This is a genomic window from Pseudoduganella sp. HUAS MS19, from assembly GCF_053615455.1.
This window is the reverse complement of the sequence record NZ_CM132133.1, coordinates 572930-589014: the sequence shown is the minus strand read 5'-3', so window position 1 is coordinate 589014 and position 16085 is coordinate 572930. Positions and strand designations below refer to the sequence as shown.

Here is a 16085-nt window from a genome sequence, read left to right as displayed (position 1 = left end):
ATTGCCTAAATAACATCTAATCTCTATCATACAGCAGAACGCGCTGCCTGTTACTATTAATTTATGCCTGTTGCGCTCTGCTGACGAAAAGAATTTAACATTTCCACTAGGCAATTCACCACTCTGGAGGCGGCATGCTCAAGCTGATTTCACTATTCCTGGCGGCCTGCCTGGGCTGGGCCGGCGCGCCGGCCGCGGCCGCGCCGCTGCCGCGCACCATTGCCGCGGTCAAGCCCAGCGTGGTCGGGATTGGCACGTTCAACCGCAGCCGCAGTCCCGCCATCGTATTCCATGCCACCGGCTTTGTGGTGGGCGATGGGCTGTCGGTGATCACGAATGCCCATGCGGTGACCGCGCTCGACTCGGAAAAGATGGAAACCCTGGGCATCGTCACCGGCAAGGGCGACCAGCTGCAGTTCCGCGAAGCGAGCGTGCTGGGCATCGACCGCGCACACGACCTGGTGCACCTGCGCCTGAAGGGCGCGCCGCTGCCGGCGCTGGCCCTGGGCAGCAGCGACATGCTGGACGAAGGCAGCGACCTGGCATTTACCGGCTACCCGCTCGGCATCCTGCTGGGCCTGAACCCGGTCACCCACCGCGCCCTGCTGGCGGCGCAAACCCCGGCCATCCTGCCGACCCCGACTTCGCGCGGCCTCAATCCGCGCGCCGTGCTGCAGCTGCAGCGTGGCGCGCCGTTCACGATTTACCAGCTCGACGGTACAGCCTACCCCAGCAATAGCGGCAGCCCCGTGTATGATCCCGAAACCGGCGCCGTGGTGGCCGTCATCAATATGACCCTGGTCAAGGGCATGAAGGAAAGCGCGATCACCGCCCCCAGCGGCATCAGCTACGCCATCCCGGTGCGCCACGTGCATGAGCTGCTGCAACAGGGCGGCGCGCCGAGGTAAAATGGCAAGACTCGTGGTATAACAGGCAATGCTAAAATGCAAACAAGGAGAATAATGTGAATATGCAAACCAAGCTGGCCCGCGTGCTCGCCGCGAGCGCCGTCGTGTTCGGCGCACTGGGCCTGGGCGGCTGCGCCACGTCCCACAGCACGGCGCCGGCCGACGCCGGCGCCGTGCCGCAAACCGATTACCTGATCGGCCCGGGCGACAACCTGAGCATCATTGTCTGGCGCAATCCGGAAGTGTCGCAAGTGGTGCCGGTGCGTCCGGACGGCAAGATCACCACGCCGCTGGTGGAAGACTTGCCGGCCAGCGGCAAGACCTCGACCGAACTGGCGCGCGATATCGAGAAAGCGCTGGCCAAGTTCATCCAGCAGCCGGTGGTCACCGTCATCGTGACCGGCTTCGTCGGCACCTATGGCGAACAGATCCGTGTCATCGGCCAGGCCGCCAAGCCGCAATCGCTGCCCTACCGCCGCGACATGTCGATCCTGGATGTGATGATCGCCGTGGGCGGCGTCACCGAGTTCGCTGCCGGCAACAAGGCCAGCATCATCCGCACCGTCGAAGGCAAGCAGCAGCAATTCACCGTGCGCCTAAACGACCTGATCAAGGACGGCGATATTTCGGCCAATGTGCCGATGCGCCCGGGCGATATCCTGGTGATTCCGGAAAGCTTCTTCTAAACTGGAAGTACCAATTCGATAGTTTCCTGTAGGTGTCGAGAATTCTTACAGTTCAAGATATCATAGGCGTCCGGGGCGCCCTAGCGGCGCCCCTGGCGCAGCTAAGCGCCTGATTTTCCAGCTGTTCCATAGTGAAACTCGTATCTGGAACGGTACTTGCTTTAAAACTAAGGAAAGCGGGCAGCCGAGCTGCCTTTCTCAATTCGCAAGGACGACGACGTGGCCAACGAACAACAGCCAGACCAGCAACTGAGCGCCAAAGGCGCTGCGCGCCGCCGCTTTACCCGCGCCGGTGCCGCCGCCTCCGGCGTTCTGCTGACCCTGCACAGCCAGCCAGGCATGGCAGCGGTGGTCTGCGCCGGCCCTTCGGGCTTCCAGTCCGGGCTGGTCAGCGCACGCCCCAACGATCCGGGCGCCTGCGCCGGCAAGTCGCCGGGCGCGTGGAAAAACACCGAGCCGGCGGAAGGCGGCGGCAGCAACGGCAGCGGCAATGGTAATGGCAAGGGCGGCGGCAAGAACCCTACGCCGGCACCGCTGCCGGACAAGGTGTGGCCGGCAGGCGCCCTGCCGACCGATAAGTTCCGCAGCGTGTTCAGCTGCACGCTGGAAATGAGCAACACCTACGGTGCGGACAAGTGCACGCTGGACTACATCATGGGCAACGGGCCCGACTTCGACACGCACAAGCTGGGGGCCCACCTGGTGGCCTGCTACCTGAACGTGCTGGCCGGCCTGTCCGGCTTCCAGACGGTGCCGATGCTGCAGAATATCTGGAATGAACTGCGCGATACCGGTTCCTTCAGCCCGACTGCCGGCGTGAAGTGGGATGCCAAGCAAGTGGTCGACTACCTGTCCGGTACGATGGGTTGATGCCGGTGCAGTGGCAACTGGTGCCGGGCCAGTCCCTGCTGCACCGTAGCTGGGACGGCCAGGTCGTACTGTACAACGAAGTGTCGGGCGCCACCCACCTGCTGGACCAGGCCACCCTCGACCTGCTGCAAGCCTTGCGCGATGGCGCCCTCGGGCCCGACGACTGGGCCGACCGCGAGCTCCAGCTGGCCTTGGCCGGTTTGCGCAAACTCTACCTGGTGGAACCATGCTGACGGTGGCCTCGCTGGCGCCTGGCGCGCTGCAGGCGCGCCTGGCCGGCGACGGCCTGCGCCTGCGCACCGGCCGCTTCAGCGTGCGGCTGCAGGCCGACATGCCCAGCGTGGCGGCCGGCATCGGCCAGCTGTACGGCGACTATCCGCTGCTGCAGGACAGCGATTTTGCCGACTTCCACCTGCAGCTGCGGCGCCCGCGCTCGGTGCGCCGCTGGCTGCGCCCGCAGGTGCGCCTGCATTGCGACGGCTACGAGATGTTCCAGCCGATGCCCCTGCAGCATGCCTTCCCCATGTTCGAATGGGGCTTGAACTGGTGCGTGTCAAGCCGCGCCCACCGCTACCTGATCGTGCATGCGGCCGTGCTGGAGCGCCATGGCCGCGCCGTGATCCTGCCGGCCCCGCCCGGTTCGGGCAAGAGCACCTTGACCGCCGCCTTGTGCGGCAAGGGCGGCTGGCGCCTGCTGTCCGACGAACTGACCCTGCTGGAACTCGATAGCGGCCTGCTGGTGCCCAACCCGCGCCCCATCAGCCTGAAAAACGCCTCGATCGGCATCATCCGCGCCTATGTGCCCGATGCGGTGCTGAGCACGCCGGTGCACGACACCAGCAAGGGCACGGTGGCCCATATGCGGGCGCCGGGCGCTGCGGTGGCGCGCGCGGCCGACTGCGCGCAGCCGGCCTGGATCGTGTTCCCGCACTATAGCGCCGGCGCGGCCACCACGCTGGAACCGCTGGCGCGCGCCGCCACCTTCATGGAACTGGCGGGCAACAGCTTCAACTACAGCGTGCTGGGCGCGGCCGGCTTTGCTGCCCTGGGCCGCCTGATCGAACAGGCAGCCGGCTTCCGCTTCCGCTATAGTGCGCTGGATGAAGCCCTGGACACCTTTGCCCGCCTCCATGAAAGCTGACGTGCCGTTGCTGCTGCGCGCCCTGCGCGCGCCGCAGGGGCTTGCCGCGCTGACGCCGGCCGGCTGGGACTTGCTGCTGCGCCAGGCGGCCCATGCCAACCTCAGCGCCACCCTGCACGACTGGCTGGCGCAGCACGGCGTGCTGGCGCAAGCCTTGCCGCAAGCGCGCGAGCAGCTGTCGTGGGCGGCGGTGATGGCGCGCCGCCACCGCCAGGCCACTTACTGGGAAATCCGCCTGATCGGCAAGGCGCTGGCCGGCCTCGGCCTGCCGCTGCTGCTGCTGAAAGGCGGCGCCTATGCCGCTGCCGGCCTGCCGCCTGCCGCCGGCCGCCTGTTTTCCGACATCGACATCCTGGTGCCGGAAGAAAGCCTGCCGCAAGTGGAAGCGGCCCTGATGCGCCACGGCTGGGTCGGCACCCACCACGACCACTATGACCAGCGCTATTACCGCGAATGGATGCACGAGCTGCCGCCCATGATGCATGTGCTGCGCCAGACTGCCATCGACGTGCACCACACCATCCTGCCGCGCACGGCGGCCCAGCGCCCCGACGCGCAGCTGCTGCGCGCCGCCGCGCGGCCGCTGGCCGGCGCGCCGGGCGCCGCTGTCCTGGCGCCGCTCGACATGGTGCTGCACAGCGCCACCCACCTGTTTGCGGACGGCCAATTCGACAAGGGCTTGCGCGACCTGTGGGACCTGCACTGCCTGCTCACCCATTTCAGCGAGCACGAAGCAGGCTTCTGGGAAGCGCTGCCGGCGCGCGCGCGCCAGCACCAGTTGCAGCGCTTCCTGTTCTACGGCCTGCGCTACAGCGCCATGCTGCTTGGCACCCGGGTGCCGCCGGCCACGCTGGCCGCCCTGGCGCCCGACGGCCCGCCGCCGGCGCTGCTGGCCGTGATGGATGCGCTGTTTACGCGCGCACTGCTGCCGCACCATCCAAGCTGCCGCGGCGCCGGCGCCGCCCTGGCCGACTTCCTGCTGTATGTGCGCGGCAACTGGCTGCGCATGCCGCCGCTGCGCCTGGCGCGCCACCTGTTCCACAAGGCATTTTTGACCCCCAAAAACTCGCCGGGCGCGGCCGCATAACGGCAGCACCTGCCAGCACTGTCCCGCTACAATTGCCGGGTATCCGTTTGCACGGAGCATGCATGCGACTCCTTGCCATCGTGGCGGCCAGCCTGCTGGCCCACGCAGCCTGCGCGCAGAATGCCGCCACCCTGTTTGAACAAGCCCAGCGCCTGGAGCACGGCGAAGGCGTGGCGCGCGACCCCGGCCAGGCAGCCGCGCTGTACTGCCGCGCCGCCCGGCTCGGCGCGCCCGATGCGCAATACGCCCTGGGCTGGATGTATGCCAATGGGCGCGGCGTGCCGCGCGACGATGGCGTGGCATGGCGCCTGTTCACGCTGGCAGCCGAACAAGGCCACCCGGCCGGCGCGCGCATGCAGGCGCTGCTGCCCGCCGCACCGGCCAGCGCCCTGCCGGCCTGCATGGCGCCCGATCCCGCGCTCGAACTCGACCTCGCATTTCCCGTCCCCGACTACCACGCTGCCACGCCGCAGTTACTGGCCCTGGTCGACCGGCTGGCGCCCGAATATGACATCGAGCCAGCCCTGGCGCTGGCCGTCATTGCAGTCGAGTCCGGTTTCCGGCGCACCGCCGTCTCGCCCCGCGATGCGCGCGGGCTGATGCAGCTGATTCCCGCCACGGCGTCGCGCTTTTGCGTGCTCGATGCTTTCAATCCGGAGCAGAACCTGCGCGGCGGCCTGGCTTACCTGCGCTGGCTGCTGGCGCGCTATAGCGGCGACGTCAGGCTGGCGACCGCGGCCTACAACGCCGGCGAACAGGCGGTCGACCAGCATGGCGGCGTGCCGCCCTACGATGAAACGCGCGCCTATGTGCGGCGGATCGGCAAGCTGTACGGCAAATCCAGCCATCCCTATGCGGCAGCGGCGCCGGGCCGCTGCGCGCAGCCGATGGCAATTCGCGCACGCCGATGATATGCTTGCCCGATGGAATGGGACGCGATCATCATCGGCACCGGCATGGGCGGCGCGCCACTTGGCTACGCCCTGGCGAAGGCCGGGCAGCGCGTGCTGTTCCTGGAAAGAGGCAAGTCCCATTTGCAGCCCGGCGCGCTGACCAACAGCTACGCCGAAACGCATTTCGCCAGCGCGGCAGCGCCGGGCCCGCAGCACCGCGCCACCTTGCAGCGCGCCGGCCGCTACAGCGACACCATCCGCACCAACGCCGGCCCGCGCACCCAGCATTTCGTGCCCTTCATCGGCTGCGGCACCGGCGGCTCGAGCGCGCTGTACGGCATGGTGCTGGAACGTTTTTTCCCTGCGGATTTCGCGCCGCGCGCGCAACATCCGCAGGCGGCCGATGCCGACTTGCCGCAAGCCTGGCCGATCGGCTACGACCAGCTGCTGCCGCATTACGAAGAAGCGGAACAACTGTTCCGCGTGCGCGGCACGCCGGACCCGCTGCGCGCCGACCGCACTGGCGGCTGGGCTGCGCATTTCCGCGCGCCGCCGCCGCTGACGCCCGCTTCCGGCGAACTGTTTGAGTTCTTCCGCCGGCGCGCATTGCATCCTTACCGCTTGCCGCTGGCCTGTGAATTTGTCGAAGGCTGCGGCGCCTGCCAGGGCTACCTGTGCGACCGCCAGTGCAAGAACGACGCCAGCCGCGTCTGCCTGCAACCGGCCCTGGCGCGGCATGGCGCAACGCTGATGGATGAATGCGAAGTGGTGCAGCTGGAAGCCACGCGCCAGGCGGTCACCGGCGTGGTGTGCGAGCAGCGCGGCCAGCGCCTGATCTTGCGCGGCAAGCAGGTCTTCCTGGCCGCCGGCGCGCTGGAAACGCCGCGCCTGCTGCTGCAATCGGCTTCCGCGCACTGGCCGCACGGCCTGGCCAACGATTCCGGCCTGGTGGGGCGCAACCTGATGCGCCACCACATCGACCTGTACCTGATCAAGCCGCAGACGCCGGCCGGTTTCGACAACCGGCAAAAGGAATTCGGCTTCAACGATTTCTACCAGCGCGACGGCATGAAGCTGGGCTCGGTGCAATCGTTCGGCCGCCTGCCGCCGGTGCCGGTGCTGGCCGCTTCGATGGCAGACGATATCCGGCAAGGCGCCCTGCCCTGGCTGGCGCCCTTGTTCAAGCTGGCGCAACCGGTCATGAAACCCATCCTCAGGCAGTTCGTGCACGAGCGCCTGGTGCTGGCCAGCACGCTGGAAGACTTGCCGTATGCCGACAACCGCGTCACGCCGGCCAGCGCCGATGCGCGCCTGGCGCTCGACTACCGGGTACGCCCGCACGATGCGGCGCGCATCGCGGCCATGCGCCGCCTGATGCAGGATGCGCTTAAGCCCTACGCCTTCGACCTGGTGAAACAGGCCGACAACAACCAGCGCATCGCCCACGTCTGCGGCACCTGCCGCTTCGGCAGCGACCCGCGCAGCAGCGTGCTCGATGCCAACAATCGCGCCCACGGCCTGTCCAACCTGTACGTGGTGGACGGCTCCTTCTTCCCGTCCAGCGGCGGGACCAATCCCAGCCTGACCATCGCGGCCAATGCCTTGCGCGTGGCGCGCCACCTGACGGGAAAAGGAATCTACGATGATCAAGCTTGAAGACTTGCGCGGCCACTGGGCGCTGGTGACCGGCGCCTCGGGCGGCATCGGCGCCGAATTCGCGCGCCAACTGGCGCGCAATGGCGTCCATGTGGTGTTGGTCGGGCGCCGCGCAGAACGCCTGCAGGAATTGGCGCAACGGGTAGTGCAGGAACAGGGCGGTCAGGCCGAGGTGGTGCGCGTCGACCTCGCCAAGCCAGGCGCGGTGGCCCATGTCAAGGAACGGCTCGACGCGGTGGGCATCCGCATCCGCCTGCTGTGCAATATCGCCGGCATGGGCCGCTGGAACCGCCTCGAGCACTGGGAGCTCAAGGACTACCGCGACATGATCGAGGTCAACAACAGCGCCATGGTGGAAATGTGCTACCACTTCCTGCCCGACCTGGCCGCGCATCCGAGCAGTGCGGTGATCAATGTCTCGTCGCAAGCCAGCTACCAGCCGGTGCCCTATATGGCGGTCTATGCGGCCTCGAAAGCCTTTGTGCAAAGCTTCAGCCAAGCCCTGCATGGGGAGTGGAAGGAGCGCGGCATCCTGGTGCAAACCCTGGTGCCGGGCCCGACCGACACCGAATTCGACGCCAAGGCCGGCGCCTATGCCAGCGCCCTGGCCACGCGCGGCAGCACGGCCGACGTGGTCAAGGCTTCGCTGGCCGGCCTGGCCAAGGGCGACCCGGTGGTGGCCTCGATCAAGGGCACTTACAAGCAGCGCTTCTTCGCCGGCCTGTTCCCGCACAGCATGGTGATCCGGGAAGTGGCCAAGATGTTCAAGCCGCCGCAGTCATAAAAAAAGGGACGTCCCCTGAGGGGACGTCCCCATTCCTTCAAGGCCGCGGCTTAGGCGCGGCGGCGCAGGCGCGCCAGGCCCAGCAGGCCAACGCCCATCAGCAGCATGGTGCCTGGTTCCGGCACGCGGGTGAAGCGGTTGGAGCCGTCAACCTTGAACAGGATGTCGCGGCCAGTCACTTCATCGGTAGCGAAGGGGTCGCCGTTGTTGCTCGAACCATTGCGGTGGAAGCCGGTGGTGGTCGAGGTGTCAGCCGGGTAGTTCAGGCTCGACTGGAAGTCGATGCCGAACAGCAGGCTGGAGACGCCTTCCAGGTAGTCGGGATTGATGAAGTCTCCCGGCGCCAGCATGCCGGCGTGCAGGCGCGCCGAACCCTGGCCATTGTTCGGTGCCAAGAGCTGGAACACGGACGAGTTGGAATCGATGGTCAGCAGGGCGATCATGATGCCGTCGTCGAAGCCTTCGCCAGTCGCGGTGTTGGCGTTCTGGTTGGTATCGAAGTAGATCGCCACCTGGTTCTGGCCCGGTGCCAGGTTGAAGTTGGCAGTGGCCGTGCCGCCTGGGCCCGGCACCACGCTGGACACCACTTCGGTCATGCGGGCGGCGATGGTGATCTCGAACATGCCGTCAGCCGAGCCGTTCGCTTCGCCGTCCAAGCGGCCGCCCAGGGATGGGCTGTTGGTGCCGCCGGCCTTGCCCACCAGGGTGGCCTGGTACAGGAACTCGAAGGTCGAGCCGACCGCCAGCGGCGCACCGAACGGGCCGATGCCTTTGGCCAGGCCGCTGCCGGTTTCGGCCCAGTCCAGCGAATTGACGTTGGTCGCCAGGACATTGGTGCCATCCTTGATGGTGAATGGGGTGATCACGTCTGCCTGTGCAACACCGGCAGCGAACAGCATGGTGGCTGCCGTAGCGAGCGGGAGCAGTTTGCGGAAAATCTTCATTGTTATGACTCCTGGGTTAAAAAGGGCTGTCTGGACCTTTTGCTGCTATCCGGCCTTGCAGCGGGCACACACTCCTATGAGCAATAGTTGTGCCAACCTTTCCATTTCCTTAGAAATCAATACTTTGCAACCTTTCCGTTAGTACCATATTGATATTAACTTATGGCGTTGTAAGGATTTTCGACAGTAACTTGCTAAAAGATTCTGACGCTTGATAGCTGTTGAATATGGACTGCACGCGGCGCGCCGCCGCCGTCGCGGTCGGCGTCCCCAGCAAGTCTTGCACCGCCTGCCGCAAGGCTTGCTCATCGAAGCGGTCGGCACGCAGCAGCGCGCCGGCGCCGGCCGTGACGATGCCCGCCATATTGAGGAACTGGTCAAGGTTGCCGGCAATGCCGACCACCGGCACCCCGGCCGCTAATGCCTGGTGGCTGGTCGGGCTGCCACCATTGCAGATCACCAGGGCGGCGCGGCGCGCCGCTTCCTCGCCAGGCAGGAAGTCGGCCACGCGGGCATTGTCCGGCACGGCATCGAGCTTGACCATGCCGACGGTGGCGGCCAGCACCGTCAGCGGCAGGCCGGCCAGCGCGCGCAGCACGGCCGGCAGCAAGGCGCCGTGGCCCGAGCTGCCCACGGTCACGTACACCAGCGGGCGATCGGCCGGCAGCTGGTCCCACCAGGGCGGCACCGGCAGCGGCGGCGACCACAGCACGGGGCCGATGAAGGCATGGTTGGACGGCAGGTCATGCGGCGGGAACAGGTCGGGCACGTCGGCATACAAGGTGTAGTCGGCATCGGTGTACACCCGGTTCAGGTCCCAGCCCAGGGCAGGCAGGCCATGCCGGCGCCGCACCTGGTTGAGGGGGATGGTGTGCAGGGCAAACGCCAGCGGACGCGCCAGGTTGAACAGCACGTTGGCCAGGGCGATGGGCAGGCAACGCGTGAGCGGCAGGCTGGGCACGATGTACTGCTGGCTGACAAACGGACTCCAGTAGGCATTGATCAGCGAGACATAGGGCACGCCGGCCAGGCGCGCGCTGACCGACAGCGACAGGCGGAAGTCGCCCACCACGACGTCGGGCTGCACCTGGCGCAGCAGCTGCAGGTCCTGCTCCACGTAGGCGGCCAGCGTGGCCGCGTCGTACACCGGCTTGCCGTCCGCCAGCGCTTGCAGGAATTGCTGGTTGGCGATGCTGTGGATCGGCCAGCGCACCAGGTCCGCGCCTTCGAAGCAGAATTCGTAGCGCTCGGCGCAGGCAAAGTGCACCTCGTATTGCGCGCGGTCGAGGGCGGCGGACAACGCCAGCGGGCGGCCGACGTGGGCCAGGGTCACGGCTTCGGCGACGAACAGGATTTTCTTGCGGGCCATCTTGGGAAGCCGGCCTACTTCATCAGTTCGGCCAGAGGCTTGCGCAGCGAGCGTGCCGTGGGCGCCTTGCCGGCGCCCAGGCGGCCCATGAACACAGCCGTCTCCGGCGCGGCGCCGATCAGCGCGGTGAGCTGGGCATACAGCTTGCGCGCCGCCTCCTGCAACGGCGCGAGGCGGCTGAAGCGCACCGCGTTGCGCACATAGCGGCCGAAAATCAGCGGCGTCATTTCCGGCTGCATGTGCAGGCCAAGGGCCGTCAGCGTCAGCCAGAAGCGCTGGGTGGCGCGGCCGGCGGCCACGTAGTCGTCGATGCCGGCCGGCGCGCGCTGGGCGCGGATCACGAAGTGGGCGGCGCAAGCCATGCCGGGCAGCAGGTCCATCTGCAGGCGCGGCGCCCAGGTGCCCATCAGGGTATTCATGGTATTGACCCGCTGCCAGCTGGCCATGGCCCACTTCATCAGCGCCAGGGTGCCGTTGTCGACGCCGAGGGCCTGGTCCGGCACCTTGTCCGGGCTATGCGTCTTGCCCCAGTCGATGATGCTGCGATGTACTTCATACGCTTCCGGCATGGTCAGGCGCAGCTTGGCGTTCCTGAACATCAGCCGCGCCGCCGCCCAGCGCCCGGCGAAGCCTTCGATCCACTGCACCCGGTGCGCCGGGCCGACCGCCGCTTCCAGCGCCTGCTTTTCCTGCGCCGTCAGCGGCCGCGTGCTCAGCGGGCGGCGCTGCACGCTGCGCGTGGTGATCACCGGCAGCAGCGCGCTGGGCGCAATGGCCGCATCCGGCGTGAAGCGCACGTCGAACACGGGATGGGTGTCCGGGCTGCCGCTGCGGCGCACGGCGTCGGCGCGCAGGCCGTGGGCGCTGGCGGCAATGGCCATGGTTTCCAGCATGGCGCCGACGGCCACCTGGCTGGGATGGCCGTCCAGGTCGTACACCACATGGTCGCGCGTGTCGTAGCAATGCACGGCCACCTGGTCCGGCGCCAGGATTTCGAAGCGCCACACCTGGGTGTTGTCGCCGCTGGGCGCCCAGCGCGCCAGGTCGAGGATCTGTTCGATGGTGTTCATGGTTGGGCCATTTTCGCAAAGGCGCGCTGGCCGATCAGGATCGCCAGGCGCTGGATCGGGTTGTTGTTGCCGCCGGGACGCCAGGTGCGCACCAGCTTGTTGCGGTAGGCGTCGAACTGCATGCCGTGCGGCGCCGCACGCACGCTGCCGCGCCCGAGCAGGATCTTCAGCGCTTCGGTGGCGGCAATGCCGGCGCACAGCTGGCAGGCCATGATGGTGGAAGGGCCGCGCCGTTCGGCGAAGTTGACGGCCGACGGCAGCACCAGGTAGGGCCGGTGCAGGCCGGCCGGCGCCAGCCCGACCACGAAGCGGATCGCCTTCTCGCCTTCCGGCAGGTCGCCCCAGCCGAAATATTCTTCAAACGTCATGCGCCCCGGCAGGAAGTTCAGCAGCGCCGCTCCCATGCCCAGCGGCGCCACCGTGGTGGCCGGGATGCCGCGCGCGGCGCACAGGGCAAAGGTCTGCTGGCGGATGTCGAAAGCGAAGAAGTCGAGGCTGTCGATGTAGATGTCGACGCCGTCGAAAAAGGCCTCGAGGTTGCCGGCGTTGATGCCATCGGGGAAGGTCCTGATCTCGAGTTCGGGATTGACGTCGCGCGCCATGCGCGCCATCACTTCAATTTTGGGCAAGCCGCGCGTCGACTGCATGGCGCCCACCTGGCGGTTGAAGTTGGGCAGGTCGAATTTGTCGAAGTCGGCAATGTGGAAGGAACCGATCCCCAGGCGCACCAGGGTCATCAGGTGCACCCCGCCCACCCCGCCGGCACCGGCAATGGCCACCCGCTTGCCGCGCAGGCTGGCCTGTTCGGCTTCGGTGACCCAGCCGATATTGCGGGCGAACGCTTGCTGGTAGATGAAGGGGTCGCTCATCGCGCTCAGCTGCCCTTCAGGCCCTTGAGCAGGGCGATCGCATCGTCCAGGTGCGGGAACGGGGTGCCAGCCGCCACCAGCTTTTCCAGTTCCAGCCGGGCCGACTTCTTGTCGCCCGACTGGCTGAGCGCGACGGCCAGGTGGTAGCGCAGGGTGGCATTGGCCGGCTGCAGCGCACTGGCACGCTTGAGCAGCGGCAGCGCGCGCCCGGCGTCGCCCTTGCCCACCAGCAGCCAGCCGGTGGTATCGAGCACGGCCGGGCTGTCCGGCGCCGCCTGCAGCGCCTTTTCGGCCGTGGTCAAGGCGCGCGGGTCTTTCAGCTGGCTGTAAGCCCAGGCCAGGTTGTTCAGGGCCACCGGGCTGTCGGGCGCCGCCTTCAGCACCAGTTCCAGGTCGGCCGCGGCGGCGCCGTACTGCTGGCGCGACAGGGCCAGCTCGGCGGCATACATGGCAGCGGCCAGGTCGCCCGGCTGCTCCTTGCGGTGCTGCGCCAGGCGCTGGTCGGCGTCGCGCGGCAGGCCGGCCGCCAGCAGGGTGCGGTGCAGGGCCAGCAGGATGCGGCCGTCCTGCTCATAGCCGTAGGCCTTTTCATACAGGGCTGCCGCTTCGCGGTATTTCTGCTGGCGCGCCAGCAGGTCGCCCTCGAGCACGTAGCCGGCCGGCTGCTGCCCGTCTTCCTTTTGCATCTGGCGCGCGATGGCCAGCACCTCGGCCGGACGGTTTTGCTGCTGCGCGATTTCGGCCAGCGCCAGGCGCGCCGGGCGGTGCTTCGGCTCGAGCGCCAGCACCTTCTTCAGGTCGCTGCTGGCGGCCGTGGCGTTTTTCAGCATCAGGTGGGCGGTCGCCATGCCGAACCAGGCACGCGCCGATCGGGGCTCCAGCTGCACCATCTTGCCGAAGCTTTCCAGGGCGCCGCTGGCATCGCTGTTGGCCAGTTGCACCTGGCCCAGCAATTCAGCCAGGTAGGGGCTGGCCGGATCTGCCAGCTGCAGCTTGCGCGCCAGCGTGGTGGCCTTGGCATGCTGCCGGGCCTGCAGGTAGGCATGGGCCAGGCGCACGCCAAGCTCGCTGGCCTTGGGTTTTTCCGCCACCGCCTGCTCCAGCCAGCCGATGGCTTCCTGCTGCCGGCCTTGCTGGAGCGCGAGATCGGCCAGGGCCGTCATGGCGCCGACGTTGTGCTTGTCGTGCTGCAGCACGGTCTCGAAGCGCTTGCGGGCGGCGCCCGGCTGCTTGTCCTGCAGGTCGAGCTGGGCCAGGTTCATGTTGGCGGCCAGGTGGTTCGGCTGCAGCGCCAGCGCTTGTTCGAAGGCGGCACGGGCGGCCGGCGCGTTTTTCTGCGCCAGGTAAATGCCGCCTTCCAGGTTGCGCACCACCGCGCTGTCCTGCTGGCTGGCCTGGTAAGCCTTGACCGCTGCCAGCGCCTGGTCGTAGCGGCGCAGGCTGATTTCCGTGTGGATCAGGTAGAGCGCCGCCTGCGCCGATTTGGGGTCGAGCTCGGTAGCCCGCTGCAGCTGCTCGACGGCCCGGGCATACTGCTGCTGGCCCAGCAGGGACAGGCCGATCGACAGTTGCAAGGTGGCTTCATTGGGCAGCGCCTGCGCCGCCTGTTCGAAGTACTGCTGGGCCGACCCGTAATCTTTCTTGCGCAAGTTCGATTCGCCGGCCAGCACCAGCAATTGCGGATCCTTGGCGCCGCTGCGCAACAGCGGCGCCAGCGCCGCCGCTGCTTCGGCCGCCTGGTTGGTGCCCAGCAGCGACTGCGCCAGCAGCTTGCGCGCGAACAGGTCGTCCGGGAATTTCTCCAGGTAGGCGTTGAGGTAGCCTTGCGCCGCCGTGGCATTGCCCAGCTTGAGTTCGTTGGCCCCGGCCAGCAGCACGGTCGGCATATGGCCGGGCGCCGCCTTCAGCAGCTTGAGCAGGTTGCCTTGCGCTTCAGTCAGCTTGCCCTGGTGATGGTCGAGCAAGGCTTGCAGGTAGAGCGCATGCAGGGTGTCCGGCCGCAGCTTGTTCAATTCGCCGATGTCGGCCTTGGCCGCATCGAATTGCTTGAGGGCGATTGCAAGGTCGGTGCGCTCGACCCGGGCGGCCAGGTGGTCGGGCTGCACGCCCAGCGCCTGGCCCAGGGCCGCCAGCGCCGCCTCGTTCTTGCCCAGGCGGCGCAGCAGCGCGGCCTGGTAGCGCAGCACGTTGAGGTCTTGCGGGTGGGCCTGCAAGGCTTGTGCGGCCAGCGCCAGGGCGGCAGCGCTATCGCCAGCCTGCTGCGCCAGGCGCGCCTGGCCCAGCAGGGCGTTGGCCTGGCCCGGTTCGCCGGCCAGCGCTTGCGCATAAGCGTCCCTGGCCTTGGCCGTGTCGCCCAGGGCCAGCCAGGCATCGCCGCGTGCCGCCAGCAGGGCCGGGCCGGCCTGGGCGGCATCGGCCTCGCTTTCCTCCAGCGCCTGCTGCGCCTTGTCCTGCGCCAGCAGCGCGCGCACCAGCTGCGGCATGGCGCGGGCCCGTTCGATCTGCAGGCTGAGCGCCTTGCGCACTTCCTTTTCGGCCAGGGCCGGCTCATTGTTATCGTTGTAGACCCGCGCCAGCAGCAGGCGGATTTCGCCATCCTGCGGGCTCTGGTCGGCTGCATTCTTGAGCTGGATCAGGGCCGCCTTGCTATCGCCCTGCTGCAGGTACTGCCGGGCTTGCGCCATCAGCGTGGCGCTGCTTTCGGACTTGAGGCAGCCGGACAGGCCGGCAGCCAGCATCAGGCTGCCGAAGATGGCGAGGGCGCGCTGCGCCCCCCGGTTCTCGCGACGTGGCATGGAAACCCCTGCTTGGTGGTCAGGATATTGACAATACCACAATAATTGTCAATCGACTATCAAATCTCAATAGACTATTGGATGTTCTTCAGGCGCTGGACAATACCCCGTTCTTCGCGCGGCGAGTAGAACAGCGGATAGAACGAGCGCGCCGACATGGCCACCTCCGCGCCCTGGCCGCCAAATTTTTCAATCTGTTCGCTGACGTAGGCCAGCTCCACCACCAGCAGGTAGGCCGGGGCGTCGACGCGCGGGTTGGTCTTCAGTTCGCCCATCCGTTTGAAGCCAAGCATGGCTTCGTAAAAGCGGCGGTGGCGCGGGTTGATTTCGATGAAGATATGGGTGCAGTGGTGCAGGTCGCGCGCATAAATCACCGACAGGTGGAACAGCGACGCCATCTGCGACTTGCTGCCGCCATTGTCGAAGGCCAGCTTGGTGATTTCGCAGACGCGGGCGCCCGGGATCATGCGCACCGAATCGACCTCTTCCTTGAAAATTTCATCGGCCATGATGCCGATCGGCGAATCCAGCCCCAGGGTCAGCGTGCCCACCACCTCGCCCTTGTCGCTGGCCGTCAGCGTGATCCGGTTCGGATCGTCGCTCAGCTTATGGGTCCCGGCATAGCCGCGCCAGGAGTACATTTTGTTGATTAGCAGGCTGGCCTTGCTGCGGCCTTCGACCGTATCGATCATGCGAATACCAAAAGATTTTTCGTCGGTGACCAGGTCTTCCATATTTTCCGGAAGCAAGTCCTCGAGCGTGGCGCGCGCATGGGAGTCGGCTCGAGCCTGCCGGACCGGCTCGGCTTCCAGCACTGGGTCAGCGGTTCCATTCATGGCTCTATCCTCCTTTGGCACCCGCAAGCCTTACGGCCAGCCATTGCCAATGAGCCCGGCGAGCGGCGCGGACGCCGGGCTCAACGGCAAAATATAGTTGATTACACTTGCGGGGGCGCGCACGATTGATGCCAGAACGAAAATGTAGCGGGTTGCAAGTGAGTTATGTAAAAATTA

Annotated in this window: 15 protein-coding genes; 9 read left to right on the top strand and 6 right to left on the bottom strand. The window is 67.0% G+C overall.

Annotated features, from left to right (window positions below):
* The first annotated feature begins 134 nt into the window (after nucleotides 1-134).
* The 9 genes from ACWBU6_RS02760 to ACWBU6_RS02720 all read left to right on the top strand — a co-directional run bounded on the left by ACWBU6_RS02760 (nucleotide 135) and on the right by ACWBU6_RS02720 (nucleotide 8025).
* Nucleotides 135-908: a S1 family peptidase gene (locus ACWBU6_RS02760; protein ID WP_452647350.1), complete on the top strand. Its 774-nt coding sequence runs from the start codon at nucleotides 135-137 to the stop codon at nucleotides 906-908.
* 62 nt (nucleotides 909-970) lie between these two features.
* Entirely contained in the window at nucleotides 971-1594 is a 624-nt protein-coding gene (locus ACWBU6_RS02755; protein WP_452649517.1) for an XrtA/PEP-CTERM system exopolysaccharide export protein, read from the top strand.
* A 219-nt stretch (nucleotides 1595-1813) separates the two neighbouring features.
* Nucleotides 1814-2464, top strand: a complete 651-nt coding sequence (locus ACWBU6_RS02750; RefSeq protein WP_452647349.1) for a hypothetical protein — start codon at nucleotides 1814-1816, stop codon at nucleotides 2462-2464.
* Entirely contained in the window at nucleotides 2464-2697 is a 234-nt protein-coding gene (locus tag ACWBU6_RS02745) for an HPr-rel-A system PqqD family peptide chaperone (protein WP_452647348.1), read from the top strand. The genes ACWBU6_RS02750 and ACWBU6_RS02745 overlap by 1 nt, the downstream gene beginning before the upstream one ends.
* Nucleotides 2691-3605, top strand: coding sequence for an HprK-related kinase A (locus tag ACWBU6_RS02740; RefSeq protein WP_452647347.1), 915 nt, complete (start codon nucleotides 2691-2693; stop codon nucleotides 3603-3605). Before ACWBU6_RS02745 ends, ACWBU6_RS02740 begins: the two co-directional genes overlap by 7 nt.
* Nucleotides 3595-4692 carry a nucleotidyltransferase domain-containing protein gene (locus ACWBU6_RS02735; RefSeq protein ID WP_452647346.1) on the top strand — a complete coding sequence of 366 codons (1098 nt, stop codon included), beginning with the start codon at nucleotides 3595-3597 and terminating at the stop codon, nucleotides 4690-4692. The genes ACWBU6_RS02740 and ACWBU6_RS02735 overlap by 11 nt, the downstream gene beginning before the upstream one ends.
* A gap of 62 nt (nucleotides 4693-4754) precedes the next feature.
* Nucleotides 4755-5603 carry a lytic transglycosylase domain-containing protein gene (locus ACWBU6_RS02730; protein ID WP_452647345.1) on the top strand — a complete coding sequence of 283 codons (849 nt, stop codon included), beginning with the start codon at nucleotides 4755-4757 and terminating at the stop codon, nucleotides 5601-5603.
* Between the two features lie 12 nt (nucleotides 5604-5615).
* Nucleotides 5616-7241, top strand: coding sequence for a GMC oxidoreductase (locus ACWBU6_RS02725; protein ID WP_452647344.1), 1626 nt, complete (start codon nucleotides 5616-5618; stop codon nucleotides 7239-7241).
* Complete coding sequence (locus ACWBU6_RS02720) at nucleotides 7228-8025, top strand: SDR family NAD(P)-dependent oxidoreductase (protein WP_452647343.1); 798 nt, start codon at nucleotides 7228-7230, stop codon at nucleotides 8023-8025. Before ACWBU6_RS02725 ends, ACWBU6_RS02720 begins: the two co-directional genes overlap by 14 nt.
* Nucleotides 8026-8075: 50 nt before the next feature.
* Here the strand turns inward: ACWBU6_RS02720 and pepA are convergent, their stop codons facing one another.
* From pepA to ACWBU6_RS02690, 6 genes are all read right to left on the bottom strand, one after another.
* On the bottom strand, nucleotides 8076-8969 hold the full coding sequence (gene pepA, locus ACWBU6_RS02715) for a flocculation-associated PEP-CTERM protein PepA (RefSeq protein ID WP_452647342.1): 894 nt from the start codon (nucleotides 8967-8969) through the stop codon (nucleotides 8076-8078).
* Between the two features lie 160 nt (nucleotides 8970-9129).
* Nucleotides 9130-10338, bottom strand: a complete 1209-nt coding sequence (locus tag ACWBU6_RS02710) for a glycosyltransferase (RefSeq protein WP_452647341.1) — start codon at nucleotides 10336-10338, stop codon at nucleotides 9130-9132.
* A 14-nt stretch (nucleotides 10339-10352) separates the two neighbouring features.
* Entirely contained in the window at nucleotides 10353-11408 is a 1056-nt protein-coding gene (locus ACWBU6_RS02705) for a molybdopterin biosynthesis protein MoeY (protein WP_452647340.1), read from the bottom strand.
* Nucleotides 11405-12277 carry a ThiF family adenylyltransferase gene (locus ACWBU6_RS02700; RefSeq protein ID WP_452647339.1) on the bottom strand — a complete coding sequence of 291 codons (873 nt, stop codon included), beginning with the start codon at nucleotides 12275-12277 and terminating at the stop codon, nucleotides 11405-11407. Before ACWBU6_RS02700 ends, ACWBU6_RS02705 begins: the two co-directional genes overlap by 4 nt.
* Nucleotides 12278-12282: 5 nt before the next feature.
* Complete coding sequence (gene prsT, locus ACWBU6_RS02695; protein ID WP_452647338.1) at nucleotides 12283-15072, bottom strand: XrtA/PEP-CTERM system TPR-repeat protein PrsT; 2790 nt, start codon at nucleotides 15070-15072, stop codon at nucleotides 12283-12285.
* Between the two features lie 74 nt (nucleotides 15073-15146).
* Complete coding sequence (locus ACWBU6_RS02690) at nucleotides 15147-15908, bottom strand: N-acyl amino acid synthase FeeM domain-containing protein (RefSeq protein WP_452647337.1); 762 nt, start codon at nucleotides 15906-15908, stop codon at nucleotides 15147-15149.
* Nucleotides 15909-16085: the final 177 nt, after the last annotated feature.

Coding starts and splice junctions, on each gene's coding strand:
- ACWBU6_RS02760 (WP_452647350.1), top strand. CDS start 135: ATGCTCAAGCTGATTTCACTATTCCTGGCGGCCTGCCTGGGCTGGGCC.
- ACWBU6_RS02755 (WP_452649517.1), top strand. CDS start 971: ATGCAAACCAAGCTGGCCCGCGTGCTCGCCGCGAGCGCCGTCGTGTTC.
- ACWBU6_RS02745 (WP_452647348.1), top strand. CDS start 2,464: ATGCCGGTGCAGTGGCAACTGGTGCCGGGCCAGTCCCTGCTGCACCGT.
- ACWBU6_RS02740 (WP_452647347.1), top strand. CDS start 2,691: ATGCTGACGGTGGCCTCGCTGGCGCCTGGCGCGCTGCAGGCGCGCCTG.
- ACWBU6_RS02735 (WP_452647346.1), top strand. CDS start 3,595: ATGAAAGCTGACGTGCCGTTGCTGCTGCGCGCCCTGCGCGCGCCGCAG.
- ACWBU6_RS02730 (WP_452647345.1), top strand. CDS start 4,755: ATGCGACTCCTTGCCATCGTGGCGGCCAGCCTGCTGGCCCACGCAGCC.
- ACWBU6_RS02725 (WP_452647344.1), top strand. CDS start 5,616: ATGGAATGGGACGCGATCATCATCGGCACCGGCATGGGCGGCGCGCCA.
- ACWBU6_RS02720 (WP_452647343.1), top strand. CDS start 7,228: ATGATCAAGCTTGAAGACTTGCGCGGCCACTGGGCGCTGGTGACCGGC.
- pepA (WP_452647342.1), bottom strand. CDS start 8,969: ATGAAGATTTTCCGCAAACTGCTCCCGCTCGCTACGGCAGCCACCATG.
- ACWBU6_RS02710 (WP_452647341.1), bottom strand. CDS start 10,338: ATGGCCCGCAAGAAAATCCTGTTCGTCGCCGAAGCCGTGACCCTGGCC.
- ACWBU6_RS02705 (WP_452647340.1), bottom strand. CDS start 11,408: ATGAACACCATCGAACAGATCCTCGACCTGGCGCGCTGGGCGCCCAGC.
- ACWBU6_RS02700 (WP_452647339.1), bottom strand. CDS start 12,277: ATGAGCGACCCCTTCATCTACCAGCAAGCGTTCGCCCGCAATATCGGC.
- prsT (WP_452647338.1), bottom strand. CDS start 15,072: ATGCCACGTCGCGAGAACCGGGGGGCGCAGCGCGCCCTCGCCATCTTC.
- ACWBU6_RS02690 (WP_452647337.1), bottom strand. CDS start 15,908: ATGAATGGAACCGCTGACCCAGTGCTGGAAGCCGAGCCGGTCCGGCAG.